Here is a 21,023-nt window from a genome sequence, read left to right on the forward strand (position 1 = left end):
CCGAGTACTACCTGATGTCTCATACAAAAACGCCCGGCATAAGCCGGGCGTTTTTTATTGGGTCACGATCACTCGTGATACTGCGCCGACAGTTCATGCACCGCGCGCAGGAACGCACCAGCGTGCTCCGGGTCGACTTCCGGCGTGATGCCATGGCCGAGGTTGAACACGTGGCCGCTGCCTTTGCCGTAGCTGGCGAGAATGCGACCGACTTCGGTGCGAATGGCTTCTGGCTTGGCGTAAAGCACGGTCGGGTCCATGTTGCCTTGCAGGGCGACTTTGCTGCCGACACGCTGACGGGCTTCGCCAATGTCGCAAGTCCAGTCCAGGCCTAGAGCATCAGCGCCAGCGTCAGCGATGCTTTCCAGCCACAGGCCGCCGTTCTTGGTGAACAGGATGACCGGAACCTTGCGGCCTTCGTGTTCGCGGATCAGGCCGCTGACGATTTTCTTCATGTAGGCCAGGGAAAATTCCTGGTACGCCGCCGCCGAGAGGCTGCCGCCCCAGCTGTCGAAGATCTGCACAGCTTGCGCGCCGGCCATGATCTGGCCGTTGAGGTAGCTGGTGACGGTCTGCGCGAGCTTGTCCAGCAACAGGTGCAAGGCTTGCGGGTTGTCGTAGAGCATGGTTTTGGTCTTGCGGTAGTCTTTCGACGAGCCGCCTTCGACCATGTAGGTGGCCAGGGTCCATGGGCTGCCGGCGAAGCCGATCAGCGGTACGCGGCCGTTCAGTTCGCGGCGGATGGTGCTGACCGCGTCCATGACGTAGCCGAGGTCTTTGTGCGGATCAGGAATCGGCAGGGCTTCGATGTCGGCCAGGGTGCTGATGACTTTCTTGAAGCGCGGACCTTCACCGGTTTCGAAGTACAGGCCTTGGCCCATGGCATCGGGAATGGTCAGGATGTCGGAGAAAAGGATCGCCGCGTCCAGTTGTGGATAGCGGTCGAGCGGCTGCATCGTGACTTCGCAAGCGAACGCCGGGTTCATGCACAGGCTCATGAAGTCGCCGGCCTTGGCACGGCTGGCGCGGTATTCAGGCAGGTAGCGACCGGCCTGACGCATCATCCACACGGGGGTGACGTCTACGGGTTGCTTGAGCAGGGCGCGAAGGAAACGGTCGTTCTTCAGGGCAGTCATGTCGGCATCCGGAAAAAAAGTGCGGGCATTTTCTCAGAGCGCGACGCAAAAGGCACGGCAAGAGCTGATCCTTTTGTCTATCGGGTCAATTTGTCGCGGTTTCACTCGCCAGATCGTTCCCACGCTCTGCGTGGGAATGCATCCTGTGACGCTCTGCGTCACGACTTTAAGAGCGGACGCAGAGCGTCCATGGGGGCATTCCCACGCAGAGCGTGGGAACGATCAGTGCGGGGGTTTAGACGCCCAGGTAATCCAGGATCCCTTCAGCAGCATTGCGGCCTTCGAAGATCGCCGTTACCACCAGGTCGGAACCGCGCACCATGTCGCCACCGGCGAAGATTTTCGGGTTGCTGGTCTGGTGCTTGTACTGACCTTGTTCCGGAGCCACGACGCGGCCCTGGCTGTCGGTCTGGATGCTGAACTGCTCGAACCACGACGCCGGGCTTGGACGGAAACCGAACGCGATGACCACGGCGTCGGCCGGGATAATCTCTTCGGAGCCCGGGATCGGTTCGGGGCTGCGGCGGCCACGGGCGTCTGGCTCGCCGAGACGGGTCTCGACCACCTTCACGCCTTCAACACGGTCTTCACCGACGATAGCGATCGGCTGGCGGTTGTAGAGGAATTTCACGCCTTCTTCCTTGGCGTTCTTCACCTCTTTGCGCGAGCCGGGCATGTTCGCTTCGTCACGACGATACGCACAGGTCACCGACTTGGCGCCCTGACGGATCGAAGTACGGTTGCAGTCCATCGCCGTGTCGCCACCGCCCAGCACCACGACCTTCTTGCCTTTCATGTCGACGAAATCTTCCGGCGACTTTTCAAAGCCCAGGTTGCGGTTGACGTTGGCGATCAGGAAGTCGAGCGCGTCATACACGCCCGGCAGGTCTTCACCGGCAAAGCCGCCCTTCATGTAGGTGTAGGTGCCCATGCCCATGAACACGGCATCGTATTCTTCGAGCAGTTGCTCGATGGTCACGTCCTTGCCGATTTCGGTGTTCAGGCGGAACTCGATCCCCATGCCGGTGAAGACTTCGCGGCGATTGCTCAGCACGGTCTTTTCCAGCTTGAACTCGGGTATGCCGAAGGTCAGCAGACCGCCGATTTCCGGGTTCTTGTCGAACACCACCGGGGTCACGCCGCCACGTACCAGCACGTCGGCACAGCCCAGGCCGGCAGGGCCCGCGCCGATTACCGCGACACGCTTGCCGGTCGGTTTGACCTTGGACATGTCCGGGCGCCAGCCCATGGCGAACGCGGTGTCGGTGATGTACTTCTCGACCGAACCGATGGTCACCGCACCAAAACCGTCGTTAAGGGTGCAAGCACCTTCGCACAGACGATCCTGGGGACAAACCCGGCCGCAGACTTCCGGCAGGGTGTTGGTCTGGTGCGACAGCTCGGCGGCCTGGAGGATGTTGCCCTCGGCCACCAGCTTGAGCCAGTTCGGAATGAAGTTGTGCACCGGGCACTTCCATTCGCAATACGGGTTACCGCAACCCAGGCAACGGTAGGCCTGGTCGGCCGACTGCTGGGGTTTGAAGGGTTCGTAGATCTCCACGAACTCTTTCTTGCGTTGACGCAACAGTTTCTTCTTCGGATCTTTGCGCCCGACATCGATGAACTGGAAGTCGTTATTCAGACGTTCAGCCATTGTTAAAACCTCATCAAACTCTTCAGGCGCATATCACTGCGGGTTGGCACGGGTGCTGGAAAGCAACGATTTCAGGTTGGCAGCCTTGGGCTTGACCAGCCAGAAACGACGCAAATAGTCATCGAGGTTTTCAGCGAGGTTACGACCCCACTCGCTGTCGGTCTCCTCGACGTATTCGTTCAGCACGCGTTGCAGGTGGCTGCGATAGGCTTCCATCGCCTCACCGCTGATCCGCTGGATTTCCACCAGTTCGTGATTGACCCGGTCAACGAAGGTGTTGTCCTGGTCGAGCACGTAGGCGAAACCGCCGGTCATGCCTGAGCCGAAGTTGTAACCGGTCTTGCCCAACACGCAGACAAAACCACCGGTCATGTATTCGCAGCAGTGATCGCCCGTGCCTTCCACCACGGTGTGAGCACCGGAGTTACGCACAGCGAAACGCTCGCCCGCGGTACCGGCAGCGAACAGCTTGCCCCCGGTGGCGCCATACAGGCAGGTGTTGCCGATAATGGCGCTGTCCTGAGTCTTGTAGAGGCTGCCCTTCGGCGGAACGATGACCAGTTTGCCGCCGGTCATGCCTTTGCCGACGTAGTCGTTGGCATCGCCTTCCAGGTACATGTTCAGGCCGCCGGCGTTCCACACACCAAAGCTCTGACCGGCAGTGCCTTTGAAGCGGAAGGTGATCGGCGCGTTGGCCATGCCCTGGTTGCCATGCTTGCGAGCAATTTCACCGGAAATCCGCGCGCCGATGGAACGGTCGCAGTTGCAGATATCCAGGGCGAAATCGGCGCCGCTCATGTCGTTGATGGCCGAAGTGGCCAGGTCGACCATTTTCTCGGCCAGCAGGCCTTTGTCGAACGGCGGATTGCGGTCGACCTGGCAGAACTGAGGCTTGTCTGCCGGGATGTGATCGCTGCCCAGCAACGGGGTCAGGTCCAGGTGGTTTTGCTTGGCGGTCTGGCCTTCGAGGATTTCCAGCAGATCGGTGCGACCGATCAGCTCTTCGAGGGAGCGCACGCCCAGCTTGGCCAGCCACTCACGGGTTTCTTCGGCGACATAGGTGAAGAAATTCACCACCATGTCGACGGTACCGATGTAGTGATCCTTGCGCAGCTTCTCGTTCTGGGTCGCGACGCCGGTGGCGCAGTTGTTCAGGTGGCAGATGCGCAGGTATTTGCAGCCCAGCGCGATCATTGGCGCGGTGCCGAAGCCGAAGCTTTCAGCGCCGAGGATTGCAGCCTTGATCACGTCGAGGCCGGTTTTCAGGCCGCCGTCTGTCTGTACCCGGACTTTGCCGCGCAGGTCGTTACCACGCAGGGTCTGGTGGGTTTCGGCCAGGCCGAGTTCCCACGGAGCGCCCGCGTATTTGATCGAGGTCAGCGGCGATGCACCGGTACCGCCGTCGTAGCCGGAAATGGTGATCAAGTCCGCGTAGGCCTTGGCCACACCGGCAGCGATGGTGCCGACGCCGGCTTCTGCAACCAGCTTCACCGAGACCAGAGCCTTCGGGTTGACTTGTTTCAGGTCGAAAATCAGCTGCGACAAGTCTTCGATCGAATAAATGTCGTGGTGCGGCGGAGGCGAAATCAGGGTCACGCCCGGCACTGCGTAACGCAGCTTGGCGATCAGACCGTTGACCTTGCCGCCCGGCAACTGACCACCTTCGCCCGGCTTGGCGCCCTGAGCGACTTTGATCTGCAGCACTTCAGCGTTGACCAGGTATTCCGGGGTCACACCAAAACGGCCAGTGGCGACCTGCTTGATTTTCGAGCTCTTGATGGTGCCGTAGCGCGCCGGGTCTTCGCCGCCTTCGCCGGAGTTGGAACGCGCACCGAGGCGGTTCATGGCTTCGGCCAGGGCTTCGTGAGCTTCCGGCGACAAGGCGCCGAGGGAGATGCCCGCGGAGTCGAAGCGCTTGAGCACCGATTCCAGCGGTTCGATTTCGCTGATGTCCAGCGGCGTGTCCAGGGTTTTGACTTTGAACAAGTCGCGGATCATCGACACCGGACGGTTGTCCACCAGCGCCGTGTATTCCTTGAACTTGCTGTAGTCGCCCTGCTGCACAGCCGCTTGCAGGGTGCTGACCACGTCCGGGTTGTAGGCGTGATATTCGCCACCGTGGACGAACTTCAACAGGCCGCCTTGCTGGATTGGCTTGCGCGGGCTCCAGGCTTCGGCCGCCAGGGCTTTCTGCTCAGCTTCGATATCGACGAAACGCGCCCCCTTGATGCGGCTTGGCACGCCACGGAAGCTCAGTTCGCAGACTTCTTCGGACAGGCCGATGGCTTCGAACAACTGTGCACCACGATACGACGTGATGGTCGAGATACCCATCTTCGAGAGGATCTTGAGCAGCCCTTTGGTGATGCCTTTGCGGTAGTTCTTGAACACCTCGTAGAGGTCGCCCAGTACTTCACCGGTGCGGATCAGGTCGCCCAGCACTTCGTAAGCCAGGAACGGATAGACCGCCGAGGCGCCGAAACCGATCAGCACCGCAAAGTGATGCGGGTCGCGAGCAGTAGCGGTTTCTACCAGGATGTTGGAGTCGCAACGCAGGCCTTTTTCGGTCAGGCGATGGTGTACCGCGCCGGTGGCGAGCGAAGCGTGGATCGGCAACTTGCCCGGGGCGATATGACGGTCACTCAGCACAATCTGGGTGCGACCGGAACGCACGGCTTCTTCAGCCTGATCGGCAACATTGCGCACCGCCGCTTCGAGGCCGACGCTCTCGTCGTAGTTGAGGTCGATGATCTGACGCTCGAAGCCTGGGCGATCGAGGTTCATCAGCGAACGCCACTTGGCCGGGGAAACGACCGGCGAGCTGAGGATCACGCGCGAGGCGTGTTCCGGCGACTCCTGGAAGATGTTGCGTTCGGCGCCGAGGCAGACTTCCAGCGACATGACGATGGCTTCGCGCAGCGGGTCGATCGGCGGGTTGGTCACCTGCGCGAACTGCTGGCGGAAATAGTCGTACGGCGTGCGCACACGCTGGGACAGCACAGCCATCGGCGTATCGTCGCCCATCGAGCCGACGGCTTCGTAGCCTTGCTCGCCGAGCGGACGCAGCACCTGATCGCGCTCTTCGAACGTGACCTGATACATCTTCATGTACTGCTTGAGCTGGTCGACGTCGTAGAACGCCGAACCGTGGTCGTTGTCCTCCATGGTCGCCTGGATGCGCAGGGCATTCTTGCGCAGCCATTGCTTGTACGGATGACGGGACTTCAAGCGGTTGTCGATGGCGTCGGTGTCGAGGATCTGACCGGTTTCGGTGTCCACGGCAAAGATCTGGCCCGGACCAACGCGGCCCTTGGCGATCACGTCTTCAGGCTGGTAGTTCCAGACACCGATTTCCGAGGCCAGGGTAATGAAGCCGTTCTTGGTGGTAACCCAACGCGCCGGACGCAGACCGTTACGGTCGAGCAGGCACACCGCGTAACGACCGTCGGTCATTACTACGCCGGCCGGGCCGTCCCACGGTTCCATGTGCATCGAGTTGTATTCGTAGAAAGCACGCAGATCCGGGTCCATGGTTTCGACGTTCTGCCACGCAGGCGGAATGATCATCCGCACGCCACGGAACAGGTCGATGCCACCGGTGACCATCAGCTCGAGCATGTTGTCCATGCTGGAGGAGTCGGAACCCACGCGGTTCACCAGCGGGCCGAGTTCTTCCAGATCCATCAGATCGTTGGTGAACTTGGTGCGACGGGCCTGAGCCCAGTTGCGGTTGCCGGTGATGGTGTTGATCTCGCCGTTGTGGGCGAGGAAGCGGAATGGCTGAGCCAGCGGCCATTTCGGCAGGGTGTTGGTGGAGAAGCGCTGGTGGAACACGCAGATTGCGGTTTGCAGGCGCTGGTCGCTCAGGTCTGGATAGAAGGCGGTCAGGTCCGCCGGCATCATCAGGCCTTTGTAAATGATGGTCTTGTGGGAAAAGCTGCAGATGTAGTGATCGACGTCGGCGGCGTTGGTCACGGACGAACGACGACGGGCGCTGAACAGTTTGATCGCCATGTCCTGATCGCTCAGGCCTTCACCACCGATGAACACTTGTTCGATCTGCGGCAGGCGCTCGAGGGCCAGGCGGCCGAGGACGCTGGTGTCGATCGGCACTTTGCGCCAGCCGACCAGGGTCAGGCCTTCGGCCAGGATCTCGCGGTTCATGTTCTCGCGAGCGGCTTCAGCTTTGACCGGGTCCTGGTTGAAGAAGACCATGCCCACGGCATATTGCTTGGGCAGTTCGACGCCGAAGGTTTCCTGGGCAATCGCACGCAGGAATACATCCGGCTTTTGAATCAGCAGACCGCAACCGTCACCGGTCTTGCCGTCGGCGTTGATCCCACCGCGGTGGGTCATGCAGGTCAGGGCCTCAATGGCCGTTTGCAAAAGGGTATGACTGGGCTCGCCCTGCATATGGGCTATCAGGCCGAAACCGCAGTTATCCTTGAATTCATCTGGTTGGTACAGACCTGCTTTCATAGACACTTTCTCACCAGGCTGCCTCTTGTCGAGGCAAATTTCTTTTCAATTCAACCGGTTACCATCCACGCCGAACGCACGCCAGCTTTGCGGGGGCAAAAGGGAGGTCATTGTACACACCGACACCGAGGCTCACAAATTTGACGACGAAATGTCGCAAATCTATGTCGCATTTGTGAAAGGTTTAAAGCGATATGCTGTGCTAGTCAAAACTTTTTTAATTTTGACCGCAACGACTCAAAGACCACTGTGACGCAGACACCACAAGGCACGCGGCCTGGAGGGGCGGCATGCGCTTGCAGAAATTTTGAGGTGCTTGGAGAGGCGGCCTGGGTAAGGCCGCCGAATCTTCAGCGAGTTGTTGCCAGTTCCTGTTGGACGCTGGCGACAGTGCGAGGCCAAGGTTTACCAGCCTGAACCTTTGCTGGCAAGGCCTTGATGGCGGTAACGGCTGCATCGCGGTTGGCGAAGCTACCGTAGGTGATGACATAAAGCGGCTTGCCGTTGAGTACTTTCTTGAAATAACGGTACTCGCCGCCCTGCTCCTTGACGAAGCTCTGCGCGGCCGATTCGGAGCTGGTGCCAAGGATTTGCACCACGTAGTTACCCGGCGCCTGGCCTGCGTACCAGCTGCCACCGGCGGCTTTAGCCACGGCAACAGGCTTCTCGGCAGGTTTGGCGGCGGCGACCGGCTTGGCGGGCGCTGGAGCCGGTTTGGCAACAGGTGCAGGTGCGGGCTTGGCTGTAGCGACCTGAGTCGGCGCTGGAACCGGTTTGGCGGCAGGCGTTGGCGCCGGGCCCGGCTGGATGCCGGCAGGCGGCGCAGTCGTGGTCACGGTTGGCGGTGTAGCGCTGGAGCCTTCGACCGGCACGCCGTCGTCGCCTTCGGTGATACCACCGGCGGCTTCGGCCAATGGACCACGCATCACCGGCTGCGAGTTGCCGACCAACGGCAATGGCATCGGCTGCGAGTTACCGGCGAATTCGACGGATGGAGCGCCACCACTGTCAGGTTGTGGCGCGCCTTGGCCCAGCGGCAGTTGCGCCTGTTCGTTGGCAGGCGCGCCGGTGGTCGGCGCTTTGCTGCGACCCGGCATCAACCAGGCGGCGGCTACCGCGACCACGACCACGGCGGAAATCGCCAATACGTGTTTCTTCGGCATGTTGAACCCCATACTTGGACGCTTCACCGCTGAGCGGCTGGCAATCATTGCTTCGATCATCGCATCGCGGGCGACCTGGTTGATGGTGCCAGGCCAACCGTCGGAGCTTTCGTGAATATCAGAGATCTGATCTGCGGTGAAAAGTTCGATACCCCGGCCAGCGCCTTCAAGACGCTGGTCCAGGTATTCGCGGGTTTCTTCTTCGGTATAAGGCTGCAATTCGATGACGTGGAAGCGCTCTTCCTCCAGGTTCAGCGCTTCAAGTTGGGCAATCAGCGAGGACTCCCCGAACAGGAACACGTGCGGACGACCTTCCGGCGCACCCGCGGCCAAAGCCAACAAGGCTTCCAGCGCGGATTCGTCGAGTTGCTCGGCATCGTCCACCAGCAAATAGACTTCCTGCCCCGTGAGGGCAAGCTGTACCACTTGGGCCAGGATCGCGCCGATTTCGGCCTGCTCGACGTCCAGCGCCTGAGCCACCTGACGCAGCATACCGGCTGCATCGCCGGCGCCACGGGCGGAAACCACCACGCTCTGCACCGACTGTTTGTTGGTGCTGGCGACCAGGGCCTGACGCAACAGGGTTTTTCCGCTGCCTTGAGGGCCAGTGACCACCAGCAACAACTGGCTATAACGGGCCAAATGATGCAGCTGCCCCAGCACCGGTTTACGCTGGGCCGGGAAAAATTTGAAGCCAGGCACCCGTGGAGCGAAAGGGTCATGACTTAACTGGTAATGGCCGAGGAAAGCCTCGTCGGCATGCAAACTAGTCATCGGGATCTTATTAACCTTTAAGCTGAGCCAGGACGCGGTAATCCGCCCCCAGCGTGGCCTGTAAAACCTCTTTCGGATAATCGTCGGTCACCACTGCTTCGCCCATGTGGCGCAGCAGCACCAGGCGCAAACGACCGTCGATCACTTTCTTGTCAATTGCCATGTGTTCGAGAAAATCGGCTTCGCTCATCTCTTCCGGCGGAATGACCGGTAGGCCGGCACGCTGGAACAGACGAATACCGCGATCACGTTCCTGTTCGCTGATCCAGCCCAGGCGCGCAGACATTTCCAATGCCATTACGGTGCCGGCAGCGACTGCTTCGCCATGCAACCAGACACCATAGCCCATGTGAGTTTCGATCGCATGGCCGAAGGTGTGGCCCAGGTTCAACGTGGCACGCACACCGGTTTCTTTCTCGTCGGCACCCACCACCGCAGCCTTGGCCGCGCAGGAGCGTTCGATGGCGTAAGTCAGGGCTGTCTGGTCCAGCGCTCGCAGGCGATCGACGTTTTCTTCGAGCCAGGTCAGGAATGGCTCGTCGCAGATCAGCCCGTATTTGATGACTTCTGCCAGCCCGGCGGACAGTTCGCGGGGCGGCAAGGTGTTGAGGGTGGCGGTATCGATCAGCACCACATTGGGCTGATAGAAGGCGCCGACCATGTTCTTGCCCAGCGGGTGATTGATCCCGGTCTTGCCGCCCACCGAGGAGTCGACTTGTGACAACAACGTGGTCGGTATCTGGATGAAATCGACGCCTCGCTGGTAGCAGGCAGCCGCAAAACCGGCCATGTCACCAATTACACCGCCACCGAGGGCGATTACCGTGGTGCGGCGATCGTGCCGTGCGGTCAGCAGACCGTCGAAAATCAGTTGCAGGGTTTCCCAGGTTTTGAAGGCTTCGCCATCGGGCAGCACCACGGAAATTACCGAGAACTGCGCAAGACTGCGGGTCAGACGCTCGAGGTAGAGCGGCGCGACGGTCTCGTTGGAGATGATCGCCACCTGCCGCCCGCGGATATGCGGCGCCAGCAGCTCAGGCTGATCCAACAAACCTTCGCCAATATGAATCGGGTAGCTGCGCTCGCCTAGATCGACCTTGAGTGTCTGCATGTGTCCCCACAGTGAAGATTGAATCAGGCATCCTGCCTTCAGTTTACGAATTCCATAGCGTCTGCTGGTGCGACGCCGTTCGGTAGCCAGCCGCCACAACCTTGAGCGGTTGCGACAGGACGCCGAGGATAGCGCATTTCACGCCGCGCATTAACGGGGCGGTAGCTGCTGCAAGCGCTCGAGAATATCAAGTACCACCATTCGCGGCGGCCGCTCATCGGTTTCAACCACCAGGTCGGCGATCTCCCGATACAGCGGATCACGGATCGCCAGCAAGTCCCGCAGGGTCTTGGCCGGATCGGCGGTGCGCAACAGTGGCCGGTTACGGTCGCGAGCTGTTCGGCCAACTTGCTGCTCGACAGACGCATGCAGATAGACCACCCGACCACCGGCGTGCAGCGCTCGACGATTGGCTTCGCGCATCACGGCGCCACCACCGGTCGCCAACACCACGCCGTCGAATGCACACAGCTCGGCAATCATCGCCTGCTCGCGGTCACGAAAGCCCGGCTCGCCTTCCTTATCGAAAATCCACGGGATATTGGCGCCCGTGCGCAATTCAATTTCCTTATCGGAATCTTTGAATGGCAGGCGCAGCTCTTTGGCCAGCAAACGGCCGATGGTGCTTTTTCCAGCCCCCATCGGTCCAACAAGAATCAAATTTCGCACAGAATCAATGACTCACAGCAATCGCCTGATTGTTCATGATACGCGGAGTGAGAAATACCAGCAGCTCGGATTTTTTCTCCGAAACCACATCACGCCGGAAAAGGCGGCCAAGATACGGCACATCACCGAGAAATGGCACCTTATCTACAACCTTGCTCTGAGTATTTGAGAAAACCCCACCAATGACGATGGTCTCGCCGTCGTTAACCAACACCTTGGCGTTGACCTCGTTTTTCTTGATCGGCGGTACATCCTGCACTTTGTTCAGGTAGTCCGGTTCGTCCTTGGTGACCTTGACCTCCATGATGATGCGGTTGTCCGGCGTGATCTGCGGGGTCACTTCCAGGGACAGCGAAGCTTCCTTGAACGACACCGAGGTGGCGCCGCTGGAACTGGCTTCCTGATAGGGAATCTCGGTGCCCTTGAGGATTTTCGCGGTTTCCTTGTCGGACGTGACCACTTTGGGCTGCGAGACGATTTCCCCGTTGCCGGTTTTCTCCATGGCCGACAGCTCAAGGTCCAGCAGCACATTGTCGGTAATGAAGGCGATGCCGATCCCCGAGGTGTTGCCAGAGGCCCCCAGGTCGACGAACGGCGAGTTAGTGCTGGTGCTTCCCGGAGTACCAATGGTGGTCGAAGAGCCGTTGACCCCGGATGTGTTCCAATTACCCTTCTGCGCCGAACCACCCCAGCGTACGCCCAGGCTTTTGTCGTAATCGACGTTGGCTTCAACGATGCGTGCCTCGATCATCACCTGACGCACCGGAATATCCAGTTGCGCAACGATGCGACGCAATTCGTCGAGGCGATCCTGGGTCTGGTAGGCAATGATGTTGTTGGTTCGCTCATCGACAGTAATTGAACCTCGCTCGTCGACTTTCGCTTCGGCGCTGGTCACTGACTGGAACAGCTTGGCGATATCGGCGGCCTTGGCGTAGTTGACCTGTAACAGCTCGCGACGCAGAGGCGCCAGTTCGGAGATCTGCTTCTGCGATTCCAGCTCCTGACGCTCTCGGGCAGCAATTTCATCCGCCGGCGCCACCAGCAGCACGTTACCGATCTTGCGTTTATCCAGACCTTTGGTTTTCAGCACCAGGTCCAGCGCTTGATCCCACGGCACATTCTGCAGGCGCAATGTGATGCCGCCCTGCACCGTGTCGCTGGCCACCAGATTGAGGTTGGTGAAATCGGCGATCAGTTGCAGCACCGAGCGCACATCGATGTCTTGAAAATTCAGCGAGAGTTTTTCACCGGTGTAGGCAAAGCGCTCGGTGTTGCGCTTGTGCAAGTCGTCGGCAGTCATCGGCCGAATGCTGACGGTCAGTTTGTTGTCGGTCTGGTAGGTCGAATAATCGAAGGCGCCACTGGGCTCGATACTGATAATGGCCCGGTCGCCCGTGGCGCTGGCATTGACGAACTGCACCGGCGTAGCGAAATCCTTGACGTCGAGGCGTACACGCAACCGTTCAGGCAGTTGGGTCTTGGTGAAACCGACGATGATTTTGCCATCGCGTTCCTGGATGTCCGGGGCGATCGACGGATCCGACAGATCAATGACCACATTGCCCTCACCCTGGGTGCCGCGCTGGAAATCCACGCCCCGGATGGCTTTGCCCACGGGTGCATTGACCCTGGCGGGCGCTGGTGTCGCAGTGGCTGCGCGCGGTGCGTTGGTGATCGACTTGGGCGCCTTGCTACCGGCCCCTTGCCCGACGACCACGAACAGATTGTTGCCTTCGACGCGGGTGTTGTACGGGGTTAATTGAGTCAGGCTGATGATCAGCCGTGTGCGGTCCTTGGCCTCAACCACCGTGGCGCTGCGGGCATTGCCGCCGCCCAGGTCCCGATTCTTGTTCGCCAGCTGACTGGTGACCCCCGGCAGGTCCAGCGCAATCCGCGCAGGCTGCTCTGTCGTGTAACCGTTGGGCTGCGGCGGCGGCCCATCGAATGACAACTTCAACTCGACACGGTCACCGGGCAACGCAGCGACATCCAGCGCTTTGAGGTTGGCCGCCACTACCATCGGCGACAGAAACGCTATCCATAGCGAAATACCGAAGGTTGAGAAAATCCTGTTCATTATTCGAGTTCCACTATGAGTGCTCTTTCAAAGGGATGGTCCGCGGCCGTTCCAGCCAGGCACCTTCGCCATCGGGAACGATTTCGACCACGTCGACTTGCGAACCGCTGATGGCGACGATCCGCCCATCGTTACGCCCCAGGTAATCGCCGACTTTCAGCCGATGCACGCCACCCGCCCCGCGCAGCAGCGCAAAGGAGCCAGCTGCATTGGAGATCGTGCCGACCATTTCAAATTGCTCGATGTTGAAACCTTCGAGGTACTGCTTGACCCGGTTGGGGTCGGGTTTGACGTTGCGCGAGCCATGCTTCTGGCCAGCCAGGTCGACTCTGACCTGCCGGGAGAACGGGCTACGCAGGTTGGCAGCGCTGTAGGTGAATGTCGGATAAGACTGGAATGTCGGCGTTGGTTCAATCTTGCCGGGCGCACGCAGACGCACTTCGTTCAGGTAGGCATCCAGGTCGCTGAAACCATTGTCGTCGCCACAACCGGCCAGGACGACAAGGCACATAACCATCGAGAAGCAACGAATCGGGTTCATTTTTGCAACCCCTTGTCGTTGTAGCGATAGGTCTTGGCCAGGATGCTCATGCGCAACTTCGGACCGCCATCAGGATTGGCCGGCGCCAGGTCGAAGTCATGCAGAGTGACGATCCGCGGCAGCCCGGCCACGCCGCTGACGAAAGTGGCCAGGTCATGATATGCACCGGTGACGGTGATCTGGATAGGGAGCTCGATGTAGAACTGCTGGGTGACCTCCGGAAGCAGCTTGATCTCTTCGAACTCCAGGCCACTGCCCAGGCCGGTTCGGGTGATGTCTTCCAGCAGGCCGGGCACTTCGGTGTCGCTGGGCAATTGCCGCAGCAGCATGCCGAAGGAGGTCTCCATTTCCTTCATCTGCTGGGTATACAGCTCCAGGTTTGCCGCCATATGGGCTTTGGTCGCGAATTGCTCCCTGAGCGTCAACTCTTCCTCACGCCTGAGCTCCAGGTGGTTTTGCAGATCGCTGATCAAGAAGCTGTAGCCCAGGGCCAGCACCAGAACCATCAGCAGGACACTCGCCAGAACCTTGATCGCCGGTGGCCAGGAACCCATGTTGTTGGTGTCCAGATCGTTGATGTCGATCTGGCGTAACCCTTCGAACCATTCGGACAGTTTCATTTAGCGCCCCCCACAACTGCGGGCTGAGTCTGACGGACGGTCAACTGAAAAACATTGGCCTGATCCAGCTGACCGGCGGTGGTCGCTTTGACTTCCGTAAGGTTGGGCGCATCGAACCAGTCGGAGGCATCAAGATTGCGCATCAGATCCGAAACACGATTGTTGGACTCCGCCGCGCCGGTGATAGACAACGTCTTGCCGACCATTTTCACTTCGGTGAAATAAACTCCTTCCGGCAAAGTACGCGCCAATTGATCGAAAATCCTCCCGCTGATCGGCCGGTTGCCTTGCAGGTCCTGAATAATGCGCATGCGCTCGACGAGTTGCTGTCGACGGGCCTTCAAGTCGCTGATCTGCTTGATCCGCTCGTCGACCACCGCAATCTGCTTGCTGATGTAATCGTTACGCGCAACTTGCCGATCAATGGCGCCGTTAATGACCTGGTCCGCGATCAGCAATGCCCCCACTGACCCCACCAGCACACCGACCAACGCCAGTAAAAAGCGTTTGCGACGCCCTTCGCGCAACTCTTCACGCCAGGGTAGAAGATTGATCCGCGCCATCAGTCAAAACTCCTGAGGGCCAGCCCGCAGGCAATCATCAGTGCCGGGGCATCGCTCGCCAGGGCCCCGGCGTTGACCTTGCTGCTCAGGGTCATGTTGGAGAATGGATTGGCGACCTGGGTCGGCGTACCCAGTCGCTGCTCGATCAATCGCTCCAACCCGGGGACCGAGGCAGTGCCGCCGGCCAAGAGGATGTGATCGACCGAGTTGTATTGGCCGGAGGCATAGAAAAACTGCAAAGAACGCGACACCTGCTGCACCAACGCGTCACGAAATGGCTGCAAGACCTCGCTGACGTAATCGTCCGGCAAACCGCCCTGCTTCTTCGCCAGCCCCGCCTGCTCGACCGTCAGGCCATAACGACGCTGGATCTCTTCCGTCAATTGACGGCCGCCGAACAATTGTTCACGGGTGTAGATGATCCGCCCATTGTGCAGCACGCTCAGGGTGGTCATGGTGGCACCGATATCGACCACCGCCACGGTCAGGCGCTCCTGAGAGGCGGCCAACTGGGTTGCCAGCAGGCCGAACGATCGCTCCAGGGCATAGGCTTCGACATCGACCACTCGCGCGGTCAGCCCGGCCAGAGCCAGGGCCGCTTCGCGGACCTCGACGTTTTCCTTGCGACAGGCCGCCAGCAGCACATTGACCCGTTCGGGGTTGCGCGGCGACACGCCCTGCACTTCGAAATCGATCGCCACTTCATCCAGTGGATAAGGAATGTACTGATCGGCCTCGATCTTCAGCTGGTTTTCCATCTCGTCGTCGGAAAGGCCGGCGTCCATCTCGATGGTCTTGGTGATCACCGCCGAACCGGCCACCGCCACGGCAACGTTCCTGTGGCTGGTTTTGGCCTTGATCAGCACACGCGCAAGAGCCTGCCCCACACCTTCGAGCTCGGCGATATTTTTCTCGACCACGGCACTGGCGGGCAGCGGTTCGACCGCATAGGCCTCGACCCTATAGCGGTCGCCCTGGCGACTTAGCTCCAGTAGCTTCACCGACGTGGAGCTGATGTCGATCCCCAAAAGCGTATTGGCTTTTTTATTGAAGAGTCCTAGCACTACCAATTCCCTATGACTATCCGTGAGTTACGGACTCTGTAATATCCATTGCGTTCAATACCCCCCGTCTTGACAGAAGCGCAAATGACGCCCCCGACGGAAAAATGCTTATAATGCCGAGCGTTTTTTCCGCTTTCACTGCAAGCGCGGGTCATTCTCTTTATAGCCTGAACCCTGATGCCTAATTCATTCTTTGCCCTGGATATCCAAAAGCCTTGATTCGTCTGCTGAAATTTTTCGGTTGGTCCATCGTCGCCGTTTTCTGCGGACTGCTCCTGGGTCTGAGCGGCGCTTTTCTTTACCTTAGCCCCGGATTGCCATCCGTGGAGGCGCTGAGAAGTATTCAGTTGCAGATTCCTTTGCGGGTGTACAGCAGCGACAACAAGTTGATCGCAGAATTTGGCGAAATGCGCCGTACGCCGATCCGTTTCGCCGACATTCCCCCCAACTTCATTAATGCGTTACTAAGTGCTGAAGACGACAATTTCGCCAACCACTACGGCGTCGATCCCAGCAGCCTGATGCGTGCCGCTACCCAGCTGGTAAAAAGCGGACACATTCAGTCCGGCGGCAGCACCATCACCATGCAGGTGGCGAAGAACTTCTTCCTCACCAGCGAACGCAGCTTCTCGCGTAAAACCACCGAAATCCTCCTGGCGCTGCAGATCGAACGACAGCTGACCAAGGACGAGATCCTCGAGCTATACGTCAACAAGATCTATCTGGGCAACCGCGCCTATGGCATCGAGGCGGCGGCGCAGGTCTATTACGGCAAGTCGATTCGTGACGTCAGCCTGGCGCAGATGGCGATGATCGCCGGCCTGCCAAAAGCCCCGTCACGCTTCAACCCGCTGGCCAACCCGGCCCGCAGCAAGGAGCGTCGCGACTGGATCCTTGGGCGCATGTACAAGCTCGGCAAGATCACCGAAGCCGACTACACCACCGCGATCAATGAGCCGCTGAACGCCAGCTACCATGTGCCGACCCCGGAAGTGAACGCTCCGTACATCGCCGAAATGGCCCGTGCCGAAATGGTCGGCCGCTATGGCAGCGATGCGTACACCGAAGGTTTTCGTGTCACCACCACGGTGCCGAGCGATTTGCAGGAGATGGCCAACACCGCGGTTCACGAAGGCTTGATGACCTACGATCAACGGCACGGTTATCGCGGCCCCGAGTCACGTCTGCCGGGTAAAACCCGAGAGGCCTGGACCCTGGAGCTGACCAAGCAGCGGACCATCAGCAGCCTGGAACCGGCGATCGTGACCCAGGTCGACAAGAACGGCGTGCAGGTGCTGACCCGCACCGGCGAAGAGCACGTCGCCTGGGACACCATGAAGTGGGCTCGCCCCTTCCTGAACACCAACAGCATGGGCGCCAATCCGAAGCAGCCGTCGGATGTCGCGCAGGTCGGTGATCTGATTCGCGTGCAGCGTCAGCCAGACAATTCGCTCAAATTCAGCCAGATTCCGCAGGCCCAGGGCGCACTGGTTTCCCTCGACCCGCAGAATGGCGCCATTCGTTCGCTGGTCGGCGGGTTCGCCTTCGAGCAGAGCAACTACAACCGCGCCATGCAGGCCAAGCGTCAGCCGGGTTCAAGCTTCAAGCCATTCGTCTACAGCGCCGCCCTGGACAATGGCTATACCGCCGCCAGCCTGGTGAACGATGCGCCGATCGTGTTCGTCGACGAGTACCTGGACAAGGTCTGGCGTCCGAAGAACGACACCAACACCTTCCTCGGCCCGATCCGCATGCGTGAAGCGCTCTACAAATCGCGCAACCTGGTATCGATCCGCCTGCTGCAAGCGCTGGGCGTCGACCGCACCATTGATTACATCAGCAAATTCGGCTTCAACAAGCAGGACCTGCCGCGCAACCTGTCGCTGGCCCTGGGGACCGCGACCCTGACGCCAATGGAAATCGCCACCGGCTGGAGCACCTTTGCCAACGGCGGCTACAAGATAACCCCGTACATCATCGACAAGATTGAAAGCCGCAACGGCGACACGCTGTTCGTTGCCAACCCGCCGAGCGTTCCAAAAGGCGCCGTCGCCAGTGATGGCATCGCCGTGCCGGCCTCCAACACCTTCACAGTCAACGCCATTCCAGGCGAAGCACCGAGCACCCAGCCAGCGCCACAAGCGCCAGCCGTGGCCGAACGTATCGTCGATGGGCGCACCACCTACATTCTCAACAGCATGCTTGAGGACGTGATCAAACTCGGTACCGGCCGCCGCGCGCTGGCCTTGGGTCGCAGCGACATCGCGGGCAAGACCGGCACCACCAACGAATCCAAGGACGCCTGGTTCTCCGGCTACAACGCCGATTACGTGACCACCGTCTGGACTGGCTTCGACCAACCGGAAAGCCTGGGCAAACGCGAGTTCGGCGGCACCGTCGCCCTGCCGATCTGGATGAACTACATGGGCGCTGCCCTCAAAGGCCGGCCATCCCATACCCAGCCAGAGCCTGAAGGCATTCTCAGCCTGCGCGTCGACCCGGTCAGCGGTCGTGCGGCTACTCCAGGCACGCCAGGTGCCTACTTCGAGCTGTTCAAGGCAGAAGACACGCCACCATCGGTGAACGAACTGGGTAACGGCAATGTGCCGGGCAGCCCGTTGCCAGCGGATGAGGCGGCGCCGATCGATTTGTTCTGATCACAGCGCCAACAAAAAGCCCCGCCTTCGAAAGATGTGCGGGGTTTTTTTGGCCTGCCGATCGTTCCCACGCTCTGCGTGGGAATGCAGCCCGGACGCTCCGCGTCCCTTTCTAGAGCTGGAACGCGGAGCGTCCCTTGAGGCATTCCCACGCAGAGCGTGGGAACGATCAATAAAAAAACTCAGGTACAAAAAAGCCCCGACTCAGAGCGAGCCAGGGCTTTTGGTTGAAGCGCTACAACGGCTTAGCCGTTGAACACGTCATCCACGCTTTTCAGCGGGTAGTTCTTCGGATACGGCAGGGTCGCCACACCGGTCTCGATCGCAGCCTTGGCCACGGCATCGGAGATCAGGGTGATCAGACGGGCATCCATTGGTTTCGGAATGATGTACTCACGACCGAATTCCAGCTTGATGCCGCCGTAGGCGTCGCACACTTCCTGAGGCACTGGCAGCTTGGCCAGTTCACGCAGGGCGTTGGCCGCAGCCACTTTCATTTCTTCGTTGATGCGCTTGGCGCGAACATCCAGGGCACCACGGAAGATGAACGGGAAGCCCAGTACGTTGTTGACCTGGTTCGGGTAGTCCGAACGGCCGGTGGCCATGATCACGTCGTTACGGGTGGCGTGAGCCAGTTCCGGGGCGATTTCCGGATCCGGGTTCGAGCACGCGAACACGATCGGGTTGGCCGCCATGGATTTCAGGCCTTCAGCGCTCAGCAGGTTCGGGCCGGACAGACCAACGAACACGTCAGCGCCTTCCAGCGCGTCAGCCAGGGTGCGCTTCTCGGTCGCGTGAGCGAACACAGCCTTGTACTGGTTCAGGTCGTCACGGCCGGAATGGATCACACCGGTACGGTCAACCATGTAAATGTTTTCGATGTTTGCGCCCATGCTCACCAGCAATTTCATGCAGGAGATGGCGGCTGCACCGGCGCCCAGGCAGACGATCTTGGCGTCAGCCAGGGTTTTGCCAGCGATTTCCAGGGCGTTGATCATGCCGGCCGCAGTAACGATTGCGGTGCCGTGCTGGTCATCGTGGAATACTGGAATGTCGCACTGCTCGATCAGAGCGCGTTCGATCTCAAAGCACTCAGGTGCCTTGATGTCTTCCAGGTTGATGCCACCGAAGGTAATGGAGATACGCTTGACGGTGTCGATGAAGGCTTGCGGGCTTTCGGAGTCGACTTCGATGTCGAACACGTCGATGCCTGCGAAGCGCTTGAACAGCACGCCCTTACCTTCCATAACCGGCTTGGAAGCCAATGGGCCGAGGTTACCCAGGCCGAGAATCGCGGTGCCATCGGAAATGACTGCAACCAGGTTGCCCTTGCCGGTGTATTTGTAGGCCAGTTCAGGATCGCGGGCGATTTCGCGTACTGGTTCGGCTACGCCGGGGCTGTAGGCCAGCGACAGATCGCGGGCGGTAGCGGTGGCCTTGGTGAGCTCGACACTCAGCTTCCCTGGACGGGGATGGGCGTGATATTCGAGAGCGGCAGTTTTCAAATCAGACATAGGGGCATTCCGCTTTTTACTGTTGGACAGACGGACCGCCGAGGATACTCGCCTCGCAAAGTCCTCACAAGACTGACCAGTCACCCCTGTCAAGCGCCCGGCCCTACGACTTTGGGCCAAGAGCCACGGAACACAAGGGATAGACTGTTCACAATCAATAGAAAAAATGTCTACAAGTTTTTCTTACGGCGCCGCCTGCAACATCGCCGGATCGGTCAGCGGCAGCAGCCAGCGTGCCTGCCCCGGTTTCAACCCACCGCGGCGCGAACGGTCCACCACCCAGCCACGAGCCTCGATTTGCTTGCCTTTGAGCTTTTCAAGCGAAGCGACATCGAATTGATCCAGCATATTGGGTGCAACCCGCAATACAACCGAATCCTGCAACTCGATCCAAACCCCGCCGCGATTGCGCTGAACCTTGCTCACACGACCACTGAGCATGGCGAAGCCGGACGCGCTGATCTGCTCCGCTTTCTGTACAGGTGATTGTCGCCACAACCCAAGACCGGCCCGACGAGCACTGCGTTCGGCCGCTTGCTGGCAGGCGACCAAATCGACATTCGGTGCCACCGCCACCTGAAAACCGAGGCCCTCGGCGAGCATCTGCGCTTCGAGGTTGGCACCATCGATGCCATAGACATGGGCCAGAGTCCGGCCGTAATGGTCTTTGCTTTCTTTACCCGGCAGCAAACCAACCTGCCCGTCGCTGGCGGCCACCAGAGCTTCAAGGCGTTTGCGCGCGACCACGGCGAACGGCTCGTCGGAACGCCCCTGTTTGCCCAGCTCCGGCGTATTCAAACCGATCATGCGCACGCTGCGGCCATCGCGCAGGCGCAAGGTGTCGCCATCCACCACCCGCTGCACCGCGACCGACGTCAGCTCGCTCGGTGCCGGGCAGAAGGCCTGGGCAGCGGAAAGCCAAATCGCGGGCACAAAAAAGGCGCCCGCGAGGGACGCCTTTTTCATCAGCAAGGAAAAGCCCATCGGGCCCTTCAACC

Annotated in this window: 14 protein-coding genes; 1 reads left to right on the plus strand and 13 read right to left on the minus strand. The window is 59.9% G+C overall.

What is annotated here, in order from left to right:
* Positions 1-68: 68 nt before the first annotated feature.
* The 11 genes from hemE to AB4O41_RS14725 form a co-directional block, all read right to left on the minus strand.
* Positions 69-1,136 carry a uroporphyrinogen decarboxylase gene (hemE, locus tag AB4O41_RS14675; protein ID WP_460143688.1) on the minus strand — a complete coding sequence of 356 codons (1,068 nt, stop codon included), beginning with the start codon at positions 1,134-1,136 and terminating at the stop codon, positions 69-71.
* 235 nt (positions 1,137-1,371) lie between these two features.
* Positions 1,372-2,790: an FAD-dependent oxidoreductase gene (locus AB4O41_RS14680; RefSeq protein WP_460143689.1), complete on the minus strand. Its 1,419-nt coding sequence runs from the start codon at positions 2,788-2,790 to the stop codon at positions 1,372-1,374.
* Positions 2,791-2,823: 33 nt separating this feature from the next.
* Positions 2,824-7,269, minus strand: a complete 4,446-nt coding sequence (gene gltB / locus AB4O41_RS14685; RefSeq protein ID WP_460143690.1) for a glutamate synthase large subunit — start codon at positions 7,267-7,269, stop codon at positions 2,824-2,826.
* Positions 7,270-7,619: 350 nt separating this feature from the next.
* Entirely contained in the window at positions 7,620-9,206 is a 1,587-nt protein-coding gene (locus tag AB4O41_RS14690) for an AAA family ATPase (RefSeq protein WP_460143691.1), read from the minus strand.
* Positions 9,207-9,216: 10 nt separating this feature from the next.
* On the minus strand, positions 9,217-10,317 hold the full coding sequence (gene aroB, locus AB4O41_RS14695) for a 3-dehydroquinate synthase (RefSeq protein ID WP_460143692.1): 1,101 nt from the start codon (positions 10,315-10,317) through the stop codon (positions 9,217-9,219).
* Between the two features lie 150 nt (positions 10,318-10,467).
* Complete coding sequence (gene aroK / locus AB4O41_RS14700; protein WP_052965071.1) at positions 10,468-10,986, minus strand: shikimate kinase AroK; 519 nt, start codon at positions 10,984-10,986, stop codon at positions 10,468-10,470.
* 4 nt (positions 10,987-10,990) lie between these two features.
* Positions 10,991-13,066: a type IV pilus secretin PilQ gene (gene pilQ / locus AB4O41_RS14705; RefSeq protein ID WP_460143693.1), complete on the minus strand. Its 2,076-nt coding sequence runs from the start codon at positions 13,064-13,066 to the stop codon at positions 10,991-10,993.
* A 13-nt stretch (positions 13,067-13,079) separates the two neighbouring features.
* Positions 13,080-13,607 (minus strand): pilus assembly protein PilP, encoded by a 528-nt coding sequence (locus tag AB4O41_RS14710; RefSeq protein ID WP_460143694.1) that lies wholly within the window; start codon positions 13,605-13,607, stop codon positions 13,080-13,082.
* Positions 13,604-14,227 carry a type 4a pilus biogenesis protein PilO gene (gene pilO, locus AB4O41_RS14715; RefSeq protein WP_460143695.1) on the minus strand — a complete coding sequence of 208 codons (624 nt, stop codon included), beginning with the start codon at positions 14,225-14,227 and terminating at the stop codon, positions 13,604-13,606. The genes AB4O41_RS14710 and pilO overlap by 4 nt, the downstream gene beginning before the upstream one ends.
* Positions 14,224-14,790 carry a PilN domain-containing protein gene (locus AB4O41_RS14720; protein WP_123358784.1) on the minus strand — a complete coding sequence of 189 codons (567 nt, stop codon included), beginning with the start codon at positions 14,788-14,790 and terminating at the stop codon, positions 14,224-14,226. Before AB4O41_RS14720 ends, pilO begins: the two co-directional genes overlap by 4 nt.
* On the minus strand, positions 14,790-15,854 hold the full coding sequence (locus AB4O41_RS14725; protein ID WP_460143696.1) for a pilus assembly protein PilM: 1,065 nt from the start codon (positions 15,852-15,854) through the stop codon (positions 14,790-14,792). Before AB4O41_RS14725 ends, AB4O41_RS14720 begins: the two co-directional genes overlap by 1 nt.
* A 218-nt stretch (positions 15,855-16,072) precedes the next feature.
* Here AB4O41_RS14725 and AB4O41_RS14730 point away from each other — a divergent pair, with 218 nt between their 5' ends.
* A complete protein-coding gene (locus tag AB4O41_RS14730) occupies positions 16,073-18,511 on the plus strand; it encodes a penicillin-binding protein 1A (protein WP_460148345.1) in 2,439 nt (812 codons plus the stop codon).
* Positions 18,512-18,756: 245 nt separating this feature from the next.
* On the opposite strand, the gene AB4O41_RS14735 is transcribed toward AB4O41_RS14730, so the two are convergent.
* Both AB4O41_RS14735 and AB4O41_RS14740 read right to left on the minus strand, forming a co-directional pair.
* Positions 18,757-20,025, minus strand: coding sequence for a malic enzyme-like NAD(P)-binding protein (locus AB4O41_RS14735; RefSeq protein WP_052965064.1), 1,269 nt, complete (start codon positions 20,023-20,025; stop codon positions 18,757-18,759).
* A 183-nt stretch (positions 20,026-20,208) separates the two neighbouring features.
* Complete coding sequence (locus AB4O41_RS14740) at positions 20,209-21,009, minus strand: thermonuclease family protein (protein WP_460143697.1); 801 nt, start codon at positions 21,007-21,009, stop codon at positions 20,209-20,211.
* Between the last annotated feature and the right edge of the window lie 14 nt (positions 21,010-21,023).

This window comes from Pseudomonas sp. S2_A02 (assembly GCF_054668495.1).

What these genes read in the sequence shown, in the direction of transcription:
- aroB (WP_460143692.1), bottom strand. Translation starts at nt 10,317, where the DNA reads ATGCAGACACTCAAGGTCGATCTAGGCGAGCGCAGCTACCCGATTCAT.
- pilO (WP_460143695.1), bottom strand. Translation starts at nt 14,227, where the DNA reads ATGAAACTGTCCGAATGGTTCGAAGGGTTACGCCAGATCGACATCAAC.
- AB4O41_RS14680 (WP_460143689.1), bottom strand. Translation starts at nt 2,790, where the DNA reads ATGGCTGAACGTCTGAATAACGACTTCCAGTTCATCGATGTCGGGCGC.
- pilQ (WP_460143693.1), bottom strand. Translation starts at nt 13,066, where the DNA reads ATGAACAGGATTTTCTCAACCTTCGGTATTTCGCTATGGATAGCGTTT.
- AB4O41_RS14740 (WP_460143697.1), bottom strand. Translation starts at nt 21,009, where the DNA reads ATGGGCTTTTCCTTGCTGATGAAAAAGGCGTCCCTCGCGGGCGCCTTT.
- AB4O41_RS14735 (WP_052965064.1), bottom strand. Translation starts at nt 20,025, where the DNA reads ATGTCTGATTTGAAAACTGCCGCTCTCGAATATCACGCCCATCCCCGT.
- AB4O41_RS14710 (WP_460143694.1), bottom strand. Translation starts at nt 13,607, where the DNA reads ATGAACCCGATTCGTTGCTTCTCGATGGTTATGTGCCTTGTCGTCCTG.
- AB4O41_RS14720 (WP_123358784.1), bottom strand. Translation starts at nt 14,790, where the DNA reads ATGGCGCGGATCAATCTTCTACCCTGGCGTGAAGAGTTGCGCGAAGGG.
- hemE (WP_460143688.1), bottom strand. Translation starts at nt 1,136, where the DNA reads ATGACTGCCCTGAAGAACGACCGTTTCCTTCGCGCCCTGCTCAAGCAA.
- gltB (WP_460143690.1), bottom strand. Translation starts at nt 7,269, where the DNA reads ATGAAAGCAGGTCTGTACCAACCAGATGAATTCAAGGATAACTGCGGT.
- AB4O41_RS14690 (WP_460143691.1), bottom strand. Translation starts at nt 9,206, where the DNA reads ATGACTAGTTTGCATGCCGACGAGGCTTTCCTCGGCCATTACCAGTTA.